Source organism: Streptomyces sp. NPDC020884 (genome assembly GCF_044333935.1).
In the GTDB taxonomy this organism is placed as follows: domain Bacteria; phylum Actinomycetota; class Actinomycetes; order Streptomycetales; family Streptomycetaceae; genus Streptomyces.
In genome coordinates this window covers 320,454-334,364 of the sequence record NZ_JBIRRY010000006.1, presented here as the reverse complement: position 1 = coordinate 334,364, position 13,911 = coordinate 320,454, and the positions used below count along the sequence as shown (strand labels likewise).

16 protein-coding genes are annotated in these 13,911 nt (G+C 71.9%); 9 read left to right on the top strand and 7 right to left on the bottom strand.

The genetic code is table 11. The features are described 5' to 3' along the window. The first annotated feature begins 5 nt into the window (after positions 1 to 5). Positions 6 to 413, top strand: a complete 408-nt coding sequence (gene msrB, locus ACH4UK_RS20855) for a peptide-methionine (R)-S-oxide reductase MsrB (RefSeq protein WP_398358268.1) — start codon at positions 6 to 8, stop codon at positions 411 to 413. Between the two features lie 4 nt (positions 414 to 417). Here msrB and ACH4UK_RS20850 read toward each other — a convergent pair whose 3' ends face one another. From ACH4UK_RS20850 to ACH4UK_RS20840, 3 genes are all read right to left on the bottom strand, one after another. Beyond that, positions 418 to 1,065 (bottom strand): SIMPL domain-containing protein, encoded by a 648-nt coding sequence (locus tag ACH4UK_RS20850; RefSeq protein ID WP_398358536.1) that lies wholly within the window; start codon positions 1,063 to 1,065, stop codon positions 418 to 420. A 56-nt stretch (positions 1,066 to 1,121) separates the two neighbouring features. Beyond that, a complete protein-coding gene (locus ACH4UK_RS20845) occupies positions 1,122 to 1,595 on the bottom strand; it encodes a hypothetical protein (protein ID WP_398358267.1) in 474 nt (157 codons plus the stop codon). A gap of 130 nt (positions 1,596 to 1,725) precedes the next feature. Continuing rightward, complete coding sequence (locus tag ACH4UK_RS20840) at positions 1,726 to 2,316, bottom strand: TetR/AcrR family transcriptional regulator (RefSeq protein ID WP_398358266.1); 591 nt, start codon at positions 2,314 to 2,316, stop codon at positions 1,726 to 1,728. Between the two features lie 85 nt (positions 2,317 to 2,401). Here ACH4UK_RS20840 and ACH4UK_RS20835 point away from each other — a divergent pair, with 85 nt between their 5' ends. Further along, a complete protein-coding gene (locus tag ACH4UK_RS20835) occupies positions 2,402 to 3,415 on the top strand; it encodes a saccharopine dehydrogenase (protein WP_398358264.1) in 1,014 nt (337 codons plus the stop codon). 35 nt (positions 3,416 to 3,450) lie between these two features. Here ACH4UK_RS20835 and ACH4UK_RS20830 read toward each other — a convergent pair whose 3' ends face one another. Next, complete coding sequence (locus tag ACH4UK_RS20830) at positions 3,451 to 4,125, bottom strand: response regulator (protein ID WP_398358534.1); 675 nt, start codon at positions 4,123 to 4,125, stop codon at positions 3,451 to 3,453. A gap of 292 nt (positions 4,126 to 4,417) precedes the next feature. Here ACH4UK_RS20830 and ACH4UK_RS20825 point away from each other — a divergent pair, with 292 nt between their 5' ends. The 3 genes from ACH4UK_RS20825 (at position 4,418) to ACH4UK_RS20815 (ending at position 7,890) form a co-directional block, all read left to right on the top strand. Beyond that, positions 4,418 to 5,383: an ATP-binding cassette domain-containing protein gene (locus ACH4UK_RS20825; protein WP_398358262.1), complete on the top strand. Its 966-nt coding sequence runs from the start codon at positions 4,418 to 4,420 to the stop codon at positions 5,381 to 5,383. Then, positions 5,380 to 6,120, top strand: a complete 741-nt coding sequence (locus tag ACH4UK_RS20820) for an ABC transporter permease (protein WP_398358260.1) — start codon at positions 5,380 to 5,382, stop codon at positions 6,118 to 6,120. The genes ACH4UK_RS20825 and ACH4UK_RS20820 overlap by 4 nt, the downstream gene beginning before the upstream one ends. A gap of 120 nt (positions 6,121 to 6,240) precedes the next feature. Then, a complete protein-coding gene (locus ACH4UK_RS20815; RefSeq protein ID WP_398358258.1) occupies positions 6,241 to 7,890 on the top strand; it encodes a sensor histidine kinase in 1,650 nt (549 codons plus the stop codon). A 14-nt stretch (positions 7,891 to 7,904) separates the two neighbouring features. Here the strand turns inward: ACH4UK_RS20815 and ACH4UK_RS20810 are convergent, their stop codons facing one another. Further along, positions 7,905 to 8,150, bottom strand: coding sequence for a DUF397 domain-containing protein (locus tag ACH4UK_RS20810; RefSeq protein ID WP_398358256.1), 246 nt, complete (start codon positions 8,148 to 8,150; stop codon positions 7,905 to 7,907). After that, positions 8,147 to 9,025: a Scr1 family TA system antitoxin-like transcriptional regulator gene (locus ACH4UK_RS20805; protein WP_398358254.1), complete on the bottom strand. Its 879-nt coding sequence runs from the start codon at positions 9,023 to 9,025 to the stop codon at positions 8,147 to 8,149. The genes ACH4UK_RS20810 and ACH4UK_RS20805 overlap by 4 nt, the downstream gene beginning before the upstream one ends. Before the next feature lie 153 nt (positions 9,026 to 9,178). On the opposite strand from ACH4UK_RS20805, the gene ACH4UK_RS20800 reads away from it, so the two are divergent. After that, positions 9,179 to 9,640 (top strand): ATP-binding protein, encoded by a 462-nt coding sequence (locus ACH4UK_RS20800; RefSeq protein ID WP_398358252.1) that lies wholly within the window; start codon positions 9,179 to 9,181, stop codon positions 9,638 to 9,640. Positions 9,641 to 9,645: 5 nt separating this feature from the next. On the opposite strand, the gene ACH4UK_RS20795 is transcribed toward ACH4UK_RS20800, so the two are convergent. After that, a complete protein-coding gene (locus ACH4UK_RS20795) occupies positions 9,646 to 10,515 on the bottom strand; it encodes a peptidoglycan DD-metalloendopeptidase family protein (protein WP_398358251.1) in 870 nt (289 codons plus the stop codon). A gap of 117 nt (positions 10,516 to 10,632) precedes the next feature. On the opposite strand from ACH4UK_RS20795, the gene ACH4UK_RS20790 reads away from it, so the two are divergent. The 3 genes from ACH4UK_RS20790 (at position 10,633) to ACH4UK_RS20780 (ending at position 13,905) form a co-directional block, all read left to right on the top strand. Further along, on the top strand, positions 10,633 to 11,715 hold the full coding sequence (locus ACH4UK_RS20790; protein ID WP_398358249.1) for a GH25 family lysozyme: 1,083 nt from the start codon (positions 10,633 to 10,635) through the stop codon (positions 11,713 to 11,715). Positions 11,716 to 11,857: 142 nt separating this feature from the next. Next, positions 11,858 to 12,658, top strand: a complete 801-nt coding sequence (locus tag ACH4UK_RS20785) for a MerR family transcriptional regulator (RefSeq protein ID WP_398358247.1) — start codon at positions 11,858 to 11,860, stop codon at positions 12,656 to 12,658. Continuing rightward, a complete protein-coding gene (locus tag ACH4UK_RS20780) occupies positions 12,655 to 13,905 on the top strand; it encodes a glycosyltransferase (protein ID WP_398358246.1) in 1,251 nt (416 codons plus the stop codon). The genes ACH4UK_RS20785 and ACH4UK_RS20780 overlap by 4 nt, the downstream gene beginning before the upstream one ends. The last annotated feature ends 6 nt before the right edge of the window (positions 13,906 to 13,911 follow it).

Here is a 13,911-nt window from a genome sequence, read left to right as displayed (position 1 = left end):
GGGACGTGTCGTACGACGTCGAGAAGCCGGACGAGCAGTGGCGGGAAGAGCTGAGCCCCGCCGAGTACGCGGTGCTGCGCCAGGCCGGCACCGAGCCCGCGTTCAGGGGTGAGTACACCGACACCGAGACGGCGGGCGTGTACTCCTGCCGGGCCTGCGGGGCGGAGCTGTTCCGCTCCGACACCAAGTTCGCTTCGCACTGCGGCTGGCCGTCCTTCTACGACCCGAAGGACACCGACGCGGTCGAGCTGCTGGAGGACCGCGCCCACGGCATGGTCCGCACCGAGGTGCGCTGCGCCCGCTGCGGCTCGCACCTGGGCCATGTCTTCGAGGGCGAGGGCTACCCGACCCCCACGGACCAGCGCTACTGCATCAACTCGATCTCGCTGACCCTGGCGCCGGACGAGAGCTGACGCCTCAGGTCTGCATGATCGAGAAGCCGACGACCACCCCGGCGGTGACCGTCACCCTGCCGGGGGTGAGGTCGCCGTCGCCGTCGCCCGCCGCGCTCCTGCCGTGCGAGCGGTAGCTGTTCTGCAGTTGCTCGGAGTCCACGTCCTTGATGTGGACGACCGCACCGAGCCGGACCCCGGCGGCCTCCGCGTAGAGCGCCGCCTTCTCACGGGCGGCGGCCACGGCGGCCCGGCGCGCCTCGGCGCGGAGCTCCTTCTTCGTCCGCACGTCGAACTCGACGCCGCCGACCTCGTTCGCCCCGGCCTCCACGACGTCGACCAGCACGGCCTCCAGCGTGTCCAGGGCACGCAGCTCGATCACGAAGGACGCCGTGCACTCGTAGCCGACGAACTTGCGCTCGCCGCCGTAGACGTAGGAGGACTCGAGGTTCAGCCGGGACGTGGACACCTGCCGGTCCGGCACACCGTGGCCGCGGACGACCTCCCGGACCTGGTTGACCCCGCGCCGGGTGACCTCGAGCGCCTCGCCGGCCTGCTGCCGGACCTCTTTGATCGCCACCCGGAGCCGTGCCACATCGGGGGCGGCGTCGATGCTCGCCGCGCCGAAGACGGATATGCCCCAGGGCGTCTCTATGGACTGGTCGCTTCTCATACGGCTCATCCAAGCAGGTGAAAGGCCGTACGCACGTGCCCTTTACGGGCAGCGGATCACTGCTCGTCGTCCCCGCCGTCGGACGCTTCGGACCGCAGCAGCGGGTGGATCACGCCGGGGAAGACCCGGGCCCGCACGACCTCCTCGGCCGACCCGCCCTGGACGACGGTCTCGGCGACGCCCCAGGGCCGTCCGGGCAGGTGGATGGTGAGGGTGTACGAGGAGGAGCAGCCGGTGCACGTGTAGCGGTCGGCCCAGGTCTCGACCTCGGTGGTGGAGCCCGGGTAGCGCTTCACGTGGCGGTGGCGGGCGTGGCAGTGATCGCAGGTCTCGCCCGGCTCGCAGGTCCCGCCGCACGGACAGGGCACGTCGAAGGAGTCGGCGGGCTTCCAGCGCTGCACGAGGACGGCCTCGCGGGTCGCGCCCATGTCCTTCATGGCCTTGAGATTGCGGGCGGCGACGTTGTACGACTCGCCGGTGGCGGCCATCCGGTCGCGGATGACGTCCTTGCGTCCACGGTTGGTCGTCATGTCAGCTCCTCCTGGGGTTCACGCAGCCCGCCAGGAGGCCCATGAGTCGATCAGTGCCTCTTTACGTTACCCGCCCGGCGGCCGGTGCCTGGACCTGGGCGTCGCGAGCGGACCGCACCGTGGAGTCGCATCACCGCTCGGCCCCGGCGTCGAGGCCCCCCACGATGAGATGGGTCAACGCGGTGACCGCTTCGCCCTCGGTCGCCCGCTCCCGGTTCAGCTCGGCGGCGATCGCCTCGGCCGCACCCAGCACGCCGACGCACCGCAGCCGGAGGGCGCGGGGCGCGAGGCCGGAGTAGGGCAGCAGTGCGGTGGCCATCAGGTCCGCGTAGCCCTCGGTCGACTCGTGCTGGAGCGCATCCATCTCCGGGTTTCCCCGCAGCGCGGCGGAGACGGCGCTGAGCTCCGGCATGGCGGTGGCGCAGGCGAAGTAGGCGGTGCTGATGACGCGGGCGACCTCGCCGACGCCGGGTGCGGCGTCCCGCAGCGCCCGGGTGATCGCGGCCCGGTGGCGTTCGTCGAGCCGTCGATGGAGCGCGAGCAGCAGGCCGGGGCGGCTGGCGAAGTGGTCGTAGGCGATCGGCCGGCTCACCCCGGCCTCCTCCGCGAGGGTGACCAGCGTCAGGCCGTCGGCGCCCCGCGTGCGCACGATTCCCACGGCGGTGTCGAGCAACTGCTCCCGCCTGGCCTGCTTGGACAGGCGGGTCGGTGTGGTGGCCATGGCCCTCCCTTGCGTTTCTGGTCCAACCTAAGCTACAAAACGTAGGTTACAAAATGTAGCTTCATGGATGTGAGGGGAACCCACTGTGGGACAGCCGGAATCGGTACTGATCCTGGGCGGTACGGGCCAGGCGGGCGCGGGGGCCGCCGGTCTGCTGCGCCGGTGGCACCCGGCACTGCCGCTGACGATCGCGGGTCGTGACATCGGCCGCGCCCAGCGGCTGGCCGACGAACTCGGCGCCGCAACGGCCGCGACCATCGACCTGCGGCGCAGCGACCTCGGTCTCCCGGCCGACCGCCGCCACTCGGCGGTGGTCGCCGCGCTCTGGGACGACCACCTGCACGGACTGCGCTATGCCCAGCGTCGCGGGCTGCCCTACCTCAGCATCTCCAGCGGTCCGGTGGACATCGCGCCGGAGGTCGTCGCGGGCGCACGGGGGGCGAACGCCGCGCCGATCCTGCTGGCCGGCCACTACTGCGCCGGGGCCGTCGTCCTCGCGGCACTGCACGAGGCCCGGGAGTTCGACCGGATCGACACCGTCCGGATCAGTGCCGTCCTGGACGAGCGGGACACCGGCGGGCCCGCGGGGATCGCGGATCTGGAGCGCTGGTCCACTGCCGCCTCGGCGGGCCTGGTGCGCCGGGACGGCGTCTTCACCTGGGTCACCGGCCCCGACGCGCAGGCGGATGTGCGCAGTACCGACGGCACCGTTCTGCCCGGCCAGGACATCGCCATCCTCGACGTACCGAGCCTCGCCCTCGCGACGGACGCGCCCGACGTCCGCTTCACCTTCGCCGTCGGCGAATCCGCCGGCCGACGCCGCGGCGAACCCGCTTCCTTCGAGGTCCGGATCGACCTGGCAGGGGCGGGCCGAGAGGGTGCGCCGATCAGGCGGAGCCGCTACCTGGTCCACCCGGCAGGGCAGCGACCCCTGACCGCAACCGGCATCGCCCTCGGCGTCGAGCGCCTGCTCGGGCTGCGCGGCGAAGCCGTCCCCCCGGGCGTCCACACCCCCGAGACACTGCTCGACCCGGCCTATGCGGTCGAGCGGATGGCGGAGACCGGCGCGGTCCTCCTCGACGCGCCCGGCGACAGCTGAGCCTCCCCGAGGGCCCGAGGACGCGCGGGGCACGATCAGCCCGGACCGGGGGACGCCGAGCCGGAGCCGGCGGGGCCCGGTGGGACCAGGCCGGCCTCGTATGCGGAGATGGCCGCCTCCACCCGGTTGCGTGCGCCCAGCTTCGCGAGCACCGCGCTGACGTGCGCCTTCACCGTGCCCTCGACAAGGTGCAGCCGGCTCGCGATCTCGGCGTTGGACAGTCCCGTCCCGAGTCCGGCCAGTACCTCGCGCTCCCGTTCCGTGAGCCGCTCCAGTGAGCGATGGGGGTGCGCCGCCCGGTGCGCGCGCATCCCGGCGATGACCCGGCCGGCGACCCGCGGGGACAGGTAGGCCCCGCCGGCTCCCACCGCCCTGACCCCGTTGAGGAGTTCTCGCGGATCGTCCGCCTTCAGCAGGAAGCCGTCGGCCCCCTCCTCCAGGGCGCGGGTGACATGCTCGTCCTGGCCGAAGGTCGTCAGCATGATCACACCGACCGCCGCCGCCTCCCGGTGGAGCCGCGCCGCCGCCGACAACCCGTCCAGGCCGGGCATCTGGATGTCCAGCAGGACCACGTCCGGCCGGTGCCTGCGGGTGAGCGCGATGGCCTCGTGCCCGTCGCTCGCCTCGGCGACCACCTGGACGTGCGGGTCCCGGGCGAGGATGGCCCGCACCCCCGCCCGGATCATCGCTTCGTCGTCGGCTATCAGCACCCGGACCGGGCGGCTGTCCGGTGTCGTCTCTTCCACGCGGCGAGCCTACGGCCGGCCCGCCGCCGTACGGACGGTGGCCGGTCACGGATCATCCCCGGGCGGGACGCACCCCCGACGAACGGCAGGACGCCGCTGCCGTTCGACCGATGGTCGGCGGCGCGGCGCACTTCTAGCGTCGCTCTCGTACGGAAGACGCGGCGGCCCGCTCCCGAGCCGAGCACGCTGCCCCGGCCGGTGCGCGCCGCCGCCGGCTTCCGTGTTCCGCGTTCCGCGACCGGCACCGAGGAGTTCTGTGATCACCCTGCGAGGACTGACCAAGCGTTACGGCGAGACCGTCGCCGTGGACGGTCTGACCCTGGACGTCAAGGGCGGGCGGGTGACCGGCTTCCTCGGTCCCAACGGCGCGGGCAAATCCACCACGATGCGCATGATTCTCGGCCTGGACCATCCCTCCGGGGGCGTGGCACTCATCGACGGAAGGCCGTACTCCTCGATGCGCCACCCGATCCGCGAGGTCGGCGCGCTGCTGGACGCCAAGGCCCTGCACCCGGCCCGCTCCGCACGCAGCCACCTGGTGGCGCAGGCGCGCAGCAACGGCATCGCGCTGCGCCGGGTGGACGAGGTGCTGGAGATGGTCGGCCTGGCGAAGGTGGCACGGCGCTCCGCCGGGGCGTTCTCCCTCGGCATGTACCAGCGGCTGGGCGTGGCGGGCGCGCTGCTCGGCGACCCGCACGTGCTCATCTTCGACGAGCCGGTCAACGGCCTCGACCCCGACGGAGTCCGCTGGGTGCGCGAGCTCGTACGATCCCTGGCCGCAGAGGGCCGGACGGTCTTCCTCTCCAGCCATCTGATGAGCGAGATGCAGCTGACCGCCGATCAGTTGGTCATCATCGGACGGGGCAGACTCCTGGCCGACACCCCGATGGCCGACCTGCTGGCCGGCAGCTCGCTGGCGTCGGTGCGGGTGCGGACCCCCGACGCGGCAGACCTGCGCACGCTGATCGAGCATCTGCTGAGGGACGGCGATGCGAGCGTGGAGTCGCCCACGGCCGACGAGCTGGTGGTGAGGGGCCGCAGCGCCGAACAGGTGGGCGACCTCGCCCACCGGCTGGGGCTGCGACTGCACGAACTGCGGACCGTCGCCGCCTCGCTGGAGCAGGTCTACATGGAACTGACCGCGCAGAGCATGGAGTACGAAACGGGCGACGTCGTGTCCGGCGGCACCGGTGCCGGGCCGACGCGGGGAGCGGGAGCATGAGTGCCGTCGGCGCGTTCACCTCGGAGTGGACCAAACTGTGGACCGTCCGCACGCCGTACGTCTGTCTGCTGGCCGGCCTGGTCGTGACGGCGGTCTTCACCTACTACTACGGGTCGATCGCCCGGATCAACGACAAGCCGATCCAGCCTGTCGGCAACGCCTCGGTTTCCTCGGTCGTCCTCACCCAGTTCGCTCTGGTGATTCTCGCGATGACGACGGTCACGAGCGAATACTCCACGGGCAGCATGCGCACCTCGCTGCTGTGGGTGCCGGTCAGGCCCCGCGTACAGCTGGCCAAGGCGCTGCTGAGCGCCCTGGTGGGCTTCGTCGCCGCAGCGGTGTGGGCCGTGCTGGGCATCGCCCTGGCCTGGGGCCCCTTCCAGGGGCACGCCGGCTTCGAGCTGTCGAAGGTCGCGTACCAAACGGTCGCCATGGGCGTCTACGCCGCCCTCGTCTGCGTGATGACCGTAGGGGTGTCGTTCGCTCTGCGGTCGGCGGCCGGAGCCATGGCCCTGATCTTCTTCGTGGTGTCCGCCCTGCCCGGCATGCTGGTCGGACTGGGAGGTCCGGTGCTGCTGGCCGTCAACGCGTACATGCCGCAGACCGTGGGCGGATTTCTCATGCTGGGTGACGGCACAGCCCCGTTCCCGGACGCCGTGAGCCTGCTGATCCTGCTGGCGTGGGCCGTCGCCGCCCAGTTGGCCGGTCTCCTGGTGCTGCGACGGCGGGACGCCTGACCAGCGGCGGACGGGCCCGGACGCCCCCACCGTGCCCCCCTCTCGTCGGGCGTCCGGGCCCGTCCCACAGAATCTCCCCCGACAGCTCAGGACTGCCGACGGAAGGAGGACCGACGCACCATGCAGCGCCCGCGCACCACCTCGGTCAGATCCGCGTGCGGCGACGCGGCTCTGTGGGCCGCTCTCGCCGCCGCCACCGGCTACGGGTACCGGGACGCGGCTGCGGCCTCCCTGACGCTGGACCTGATGCTTCCCCTGGCCGTCCTGGCGGTGGCCGTGCCGTGGTCCCGCCGCCGCCCGGGAGCCGCCGTCGTGCTGGTCAACGGGTTGTGCGCGATGGGCCTGGCCGACACCGCGACTCCCGGCAACGCCCACGTCCTGTCGCTGGCCGCCCTGAGCTGTCTGCTCGGCGCCCGGGTCACCACGGCCAGGGGCCCGCTCCTGGTGCTCGCGGGTTGCGCGGCGGTCGATCTCGCGGCGTGCGCTGTGCTGCGAGCACAGCCCGTGTGGTGGTTCTACGCGCTCACCGTCCTGCCCGCGGCCCTGCTGCTGCCCTGGCTGGCGGGCCGGCACGGGCGGGGCCGGCGCCGACTCGTGCGGGAGGGCTGGCGGCTGGCCCGGGGCCTGGAAGAGCGGCAGCATCTGGTCGCGGAACGGGCACGGCTGACCGAACGCGCGGAAATCGCGGCCGACATGCACGATTCCCTCGGCCACGCGCTGAGCCTGGTCGCCCTGCGCGCCGGGGCGCTGGAGCTCTCGCCCGACCTCACCGACCGCGACCGCGCCGACCTCGCCGATCTGCGCGGGACGATCGCGGACGCGGTGGAGCAGGTACGGGAGACCGTCGCGGTCCTGAAGGACCCGCCCGGCGGGGACACGGGTGCGGGTCTGCCGGTCAACGACACCGTCGAGGACCTCCTCGCACGGGCGGTCGCCTCCGGAGTGCCGGTGCGCTGGGACCGGCGCGGGGCGTCGCCTCCCCTGTCCTCCCTGGTCGAACGCGGGATATACCGGGTGGTGCAGGAGGCCCTCACCAACGCGACGAAGCACGCACCCGACTGCTCGATCAGCGTGCGGATCACCCACGAGCCCGACCGCACCCGGGTGAGCGTCGTGAACGCCGTACCGCCGGCCGGCGGTACGGGGCACGCCAGCGGCACAGGACGGGGGCTGATAGGCCTTCAGGAGCGGGTGACGGTCCTCGGCGGCTCCTTGCGCACCGGCCCCGCCCAAGACGGGTTCCAGCTCACCGCCGTCCTCCCGCACCAGGCAACCGCCCGTACGGGGACCCCGGCGCTGCGACAAGTGACGCCGACCGCTTCGCCGTCCGAGGACACTCCCCACCCGGCCACGGTGGTCTCCCCGGACGCGGTCCTGCCGGACTCCGCCGAGCGGCTCGCCTCCGTACGGAGTGACGCCCGTCGCCGCTCCGCCGTCGCCTTCGTCGCACCTGTTGTCGCAGCCGTCTTCTTCGTACCGGCCGCCGTCTACCTGGCGTGGCAACTGACGACGACCGTTCTCCCGCCCTCTCGGTTCGAGGAGTTGACTCCTGGCCGGCCGCGCGCCGAACTCGCCCGGCTGCTGCCGGCCCGCGCCTATCCCTACCCGTCCGACCACGCCCGTTCCGCACCCCGGCCGCCCGGCGCCCGTTGCGAGTTCTACCGCTCCGGCAGCGACCTGTTCGCCGAAGTCGACCTCTACCGGCTCTGCTGGTCCGGCAACACGCTCCTGGCCAAGGACACCGTGCCCGCTGACACCCGAACAGGGTGAGGGGCGCGGCCGGCTCAGCCCTGGGCGGCGTACCCGAGGAAGTGGGTCCAGGCGGCCGGGGCGAGGGCGAGCTCCGGGCTCTCCTCGATCTTGGAGTCACGGACATGGACGGTGGAGGGGCAGGCGGCGACCTCGACGCAGGAGTCTCCGTCTCCGCCGCTGTAGCTCGACTTGTGCCACTCCAGGGCGACCTCGACGCAGGAGTCGCCGGAGCCGCCGCTGTAGCTGCTCTTGAACCAGGCCAGGGGTGTGGTGCTCATCTCGCTCCTCGCATCCGCCGCATCAGGCTCTTGGAGTCGTCCAACGAGAGAGCCTGTGAACGCATATTGGCACACCGCATCTGGAGTGCGCTGATCACTTCGGGGTCGGAGACGAACTGGCCGTACTTCTGTCCTTCCAGGTAACCGAACCACTGGTGATCCTGTGTCTCCAGCAGCTGCATCGGCCCGTCCAAACCCGCGTGGTGATGCCGTACCAGAGGCATGATCTGGATGCTGACGTTGCGTAGCTCGGACAGATCGAGGATGTGGTCGATCAGCTCCCGGGTGACGTCTTCACCGCCCAAGTCCCGCAGGAACAGGTGCTCTTCGAGGATGAAGCTGAACGCGGTGTTGGGCCGGTTCCGCAGGAGCTGCTGACGCTCCAGTCGAGCCGCGAGCTGGGCCTCGATCTGCTCGTCGGCGAGTGGTGGCAACTGGTCGGCGAACAGTGTCCGCGCGTACGCGGGCGTCTGCAACAGCCCCGGAATCAACCGGCACTCGTACGTGTAGAGGCTCAGCGCCCCCAGCTCCAGGCTGGCCCACTGCCGGAACCAGCTCGCCAGCCCCTTCCGTCGCGTCAGATGCTTTGCCGCGCCCCGAATGACCCCGAACGCGTCCAGCACCAATTCGGCGCGCTCCACGAAGTCCGGAGGCGGGAAGCGCCGTCCCTGCTCGATGGAGGCGATGGTCTCGGGTGAGTACCCGACGAGCGGGGCGAACTGTTCCTGCGTCAGCCCGGCCCGCTTGCGGCAGGCCTTGACGACCTCCCCGAACACCTTGAGGCTGTACTGCGGTTCGGGTTCGGGGCTGCGGCCCTGGCCGTTGCCGAACGTCCCGTACGTAGTGCTGTCGATGCCGTCCGTGCCGTGCGTCATGTACGGCCACCTCCCCGTGCGCCTGTCCTGGTCCACGACCCGTCCATGCTCACGGAACGTGACCCGTACCGTCTACCCTTCGCACCCGTACGCTGACTGAGCGTACGGGTTGCTGACCTGGTGGAGCGGGGGCGGGGCCCGGAATCTGGGGGCATGGAAGCGTCTACGAAGACCCAACCCCCCGTAACCGTACGTGTGTTCAATCGGCAGTTCGCAGCGGATCCGCGCGGTGCGCGGCTCGCCCGTCGCGTCGGCCTCTACAAGCTGCACCTCTGGGGCATCCCGTACCTCAGTGACGCCTCGGAGTCGGCGGCCCTGATCATCGGCGAGCTGACGGCCAACGCGGCGACCCATGGCCGCGTTCCGGGCCGCAACTTCGAACTGCGCCTGTCGCACATGCCCGGCGACCCGGAAACGCCCGGCCTCCTGCGGGTCGAGGTGTCCGACACCCGGGGCGAGTGCCGGCCGCCCGGCCCCGGCGGGATCACCCCACCCGAGGACGGCTCCGACAGCGGGCGCGGGCTGCTGATCGTGGAGGCCCTGGCGGACCGCTGGGCGGTCCTCGACCGCAGGCCGGGCAAGACGGTCCGGGCCGAGCTGGACCTGCTGTACTGAGGGGTTCAGTCCCAGTCGTTCTGGTTGAGGAAGCGGGCGAAGCCGCGCCAGGAGTTGGGGCCCATCGCGCCGTCGATCGGGCCGGTGTAGCCGTGGGTAGCGGCCAGGCGCTGGACGGCCGCCCAGGTGTTGGCCCCCGGTACGCCGTCGATCGGGCCGGTGTATCCCCAGCCCCGTACGCCGCGCTGGAGCGCCGCGTAGGTGTTCGGGCCGGGAACGCCGTCGATCGGGCCGGTGTAACCCGACGTGATCCGCAGCCAGTTCTGCGCCCGCCGCCACATCACCGGCCCCGGGACACCGTCCTGCTCCGTCGCCGACTTCGGCAGGCTGCCGCCTCCGCCGCCCAGGTGGTCCAGCGGATTGACCCGGGTGCCCCCGGGGGTGATCAGGTGCCAGTGGACGTGGGGCCCGTCGGAGTTTCCGGACCCGGGAGCGCCGGCGGCGCCCCCGGAGAGGCCGACGATGCCGCCCTTGCCGATCGAGGCGCCGTTGGCCAGCGAGAACTGCGACAAGTGCATGTACTGCGTCCGGTACCCGTCGCTGTGGGTGATGGTCACCGTGTGGCCGCCGGTGCCGTTGTTCGGGATGTTGGTGACGGTGCCGGCGCCCGCGGCCGGCAGCGGGGTGCCGACGGACATCGCGTAGTCGAGCCCGCCCAGGGAGCCCCGGTTGATGTGGTCCTGCCATCCGGCGGTGTGCGGGTAGCCGGTGAACGGGTGGTAGAGGTCCGCCGCCTGTGCGGGACCGGCGAGAAACAGGCTGCCACCGGTGACCAGACCGAACGTGGTGACCGAGCCGCGCAGCAGGGTGCGCCGGCTCATCCCGGGGCTCTGTCGGTCCTTGGCCCCGTCATCGGGTCCGTGGTGCTCGCACATGTCAACTCCTCAGTCATACAAGCGACTTGATGTGGCGGAAGTAGAGGCGATCACGGTAACCTACGCGCGTATAATTTGACACGGACATGCCATTCCCGTTCGGCTCCCGGAGGAAGTATGCGCAGGAGAACCTGGATGCGCGGCGCCCTCGCGACAGCGTTGGCCCCGGCCGGAATCGCGACGGCCGCCGGCGCCGCGGCCGCCTCGCCCCGGTCCCGGGCGGCCGACCTGTACGGCCTCGACGTCTCCAACTACCAGAACGGCATCGACTACGCCCTCGCCGCCGGGCAGGGCCAGCAGTTCGCCATCGTCAAGGCGGGCGGCTGCCAGCTCGCCGACGGCCCGTACGTCAGCTCCTCCTACGCCGGTCATGTCGACGGCAGCCGCGCCGCCGGCCTGCGGGTGGGCCACTACTTCCTGTCCGGCGACTTCCTCACTCCCGAAGCCGCCGCCGACTTCTTCGTGGCGAACCTGCACGACTACCGCGTCGGCGACGTGCTCGCGCTGGACGTCGAGGTGCTCGACGACTCCACCCGCCTGTGGGAGGACGGGGAGGTGTCCGCCTGGTTCCACCGGGTCCGGGAACACGTCGGGGCCTATGTGCCCTGGTTCTACATCAGCGCCGGCGCTCTCCGGGCCCGCACCTGGAGCCACACCATCGCGGCCGGTGCCCACCTGTGGGCGGCCTCCTGGGGGCCCAACGACGGCAGCCTGCACGGCCCGCCCGACCTCGGTGGCAGCTATCCCGACTGGTCCGCCCACCAGTACACGTCCGTCGGCTCGGCCGGCGGTGTCGGACCGGTCGACCTCAACGTCGCCCGGCCCTCCGCGTTCGATCTCACCGAGCCGACCGACCCGCCGCTGCCCGGGGAGGACCCCCTGCCGAAGTCGGCGACGGAGCAGGACGGTGTCCCGGGGCCGGTGATGTGGCGGCGGGCGCAGAACTGGCTGCGGATCACGTCGGGTTACACCGGCCCGATCGACGGCGTTCCCGGCCCGAACACCTACGCGGCGCTCCAGCGCGGCGTACGGGGCTGGGGCTACACCGGCCCGATCGACGGCGTACCGGGGGCCAACACCTGGGCGGCCGTCCAGCGCCTGGCCGCTACCCACGGCTACACCGGCCCGATCGACGGCGCGATGGGCCCCAACTCCTGGCGCGGCTTCGCCCGCTTCCTCAACCAGAACGACTGGGACTGAACCCCAGCGGCAGCCGGACCGCGTGCGGCCCGCGGTCCGGCGGGCCCCGCCGGGCAAGGCCCCGCTCCGCTGCGAAGCGGGCGGGAGTTGACTCTCCCCTTACGTCAGGCTTGAGGCTGTAGGCCGACGAAAGGGCAGGTGGATGAGCTACTCCGTGGGGCAGGTCTCGGCCTTCGCCGGTGTGACGGTGCGGACACTGCATCACTACGACAAGGCGGGACTGCTGTCGCCCAGTGACCGCAGCCACGCCGGATACCGGCTCTACAGCGAGGCCGACCTGGTCCGTCTCCAGCAGATCCTCTTCTACCGCGAGCTCGGCTTCGCCCTCGACGAGATCGCCGCGATCTTCAAGGATCCGCAGGTGAACCCCTTGGAGCGGCTACGGGCCCGGCAACGGCAGCTGAGTGAGGAGATCGCCAGGCTGCAGCGGCTGGCCGAGGTGGCGGAGCGGGCGATCGAGGTCCAGAAGACCGGGGTGTCCCTGACTCCTCAAGAACGCTTCGAGGTCTTCGGTGAGATCACCTTCGACCTGAGCTACGCCACCGAGGCAGAGCTGAAGTGGGCGCAATCGGAGGGACAGCGCGAGGCGATGGCGCGCGCGGCGGCCCACACCAAGGAGGACTGGCGTCAGCTCATGGGCGAGGCCGCAGCCTGGCGGGCGGAGCTGATCGCGGCCTTCGACGAGGGGGAGCTGAGCCATGGCGAGCGGGCCATGGACCTCGCCGAGGAGCACCGCCTGCACACCGCACGCTGGTTCACCGCCTGCCCGCCCGACATGCACCGGCGCATCGCGGACGACTTCGTCGCCGACCCGCGCGCCTTCGCTCTGGTCATACCGCCCTCGCAGCAACGCCCGGGTCTTGCCGCCTACACGCGCAAGGCGGTTCACGCCAACGCGGACCGCCACGCAGGTGGCCGCACCGGTTCCGAGGAGGGCCGGTGAGGATCCTGATCGCCGCAGCCGGATCGCGCGGCGACGTCGCGCCGTACACGGGTCTGGGCGCCGTGTTGTGCCGGGCCGGATACGACGTCACCCTCGCCACCACAGACACCTTCGCCCCCCTCGTACGCGGCGCAGGGCTGGAGTTTCGCAGCCTCCCCGCCGACGCGCGGGTGCGCGGCAGCGGCACCGGCAAGCGGCAGCTCATGCGCACTGCCGCCGCGTTCATCACCGAACTGGGTCAGGGCTTCGCCGATGTGATGGACGGCGGCACGGACCTGCTCCTGCTCTCGACCACCACGGCTCCGCTCGGCTGGCACCTCGCCGAGGCCACGGGCACCCCGAGCCTCGGCGTGTACCTCCAACCCACCGCACCGACCGGCGACTTCCCGCCCGTCGTCACCGGCTCCCCCTCACTGGGCCGTCTCGCCAACCGGGCCACCGGACGCTTCGCGCTGCGCATGGCCGACCGCGTCTACGAACAGGCCGTCGCCAGGCTGCGTCACCGCCTCCAACTGCCCCCGGCCTCCGCTGCCGAGATGCGTCGGCGACAGGAACAGGCGCACTGGCCCATCGTGCACGGCTTCAGCACGGCCCTGGTGCCCCGCCCCTCCGACTGGCGCTCCGGCCTGGAGGTCGTCGGCAACTGGTGGCCCGATCACGAGGCGACCGAACGGCTGCCTGCCGAACTGGAGGACTTCCTGCGGGCCGGACCCCCGCCCGTCCTCATCGGCTTCGGGAGCATGGCGTCCGGCGACGGAGAACGGCTGAGCGAGATCGCCGTGCGAGCCCTGCGCCGCGCCGGGCTGCGCGGCATCCTCCAGGCCGGCAGCGCCGGGCTCGCCGCCGACCGGGACGACCTGCTCACCATCGAGGACGTACCGCACGCCCTGCTGTTTCCGCGGCTGGCCGCGGTGGTCCACCACGGCGGGGCCGGCACCTCGGCCGCCGCGCTGCGCGCCGGAGTGCCCGCGGTCCCCGTGCCGGTCACCGCGGACCAGCCGTTCTGGGCGAGCCGACTCGCCGCCATCGGCGCCGCCACCGACCCGATCCCCTTCCGGTCCCTCACCGCGGAACGGCTTGCCGACTCACTGCACCGCGTGGTGCAGCAGCAGGCACACCGCCGAGCCGCCGAAGAAGCGGCGCGACATCTGCTGACCGAGGACGGAGCGGGCCAGGTGCTCAAGGCCGTCCAGCGGCTGACCGATGGATCCGCACCTCGCACCGGCACCGGTGGAGAGCCTCACTGAGCGTTT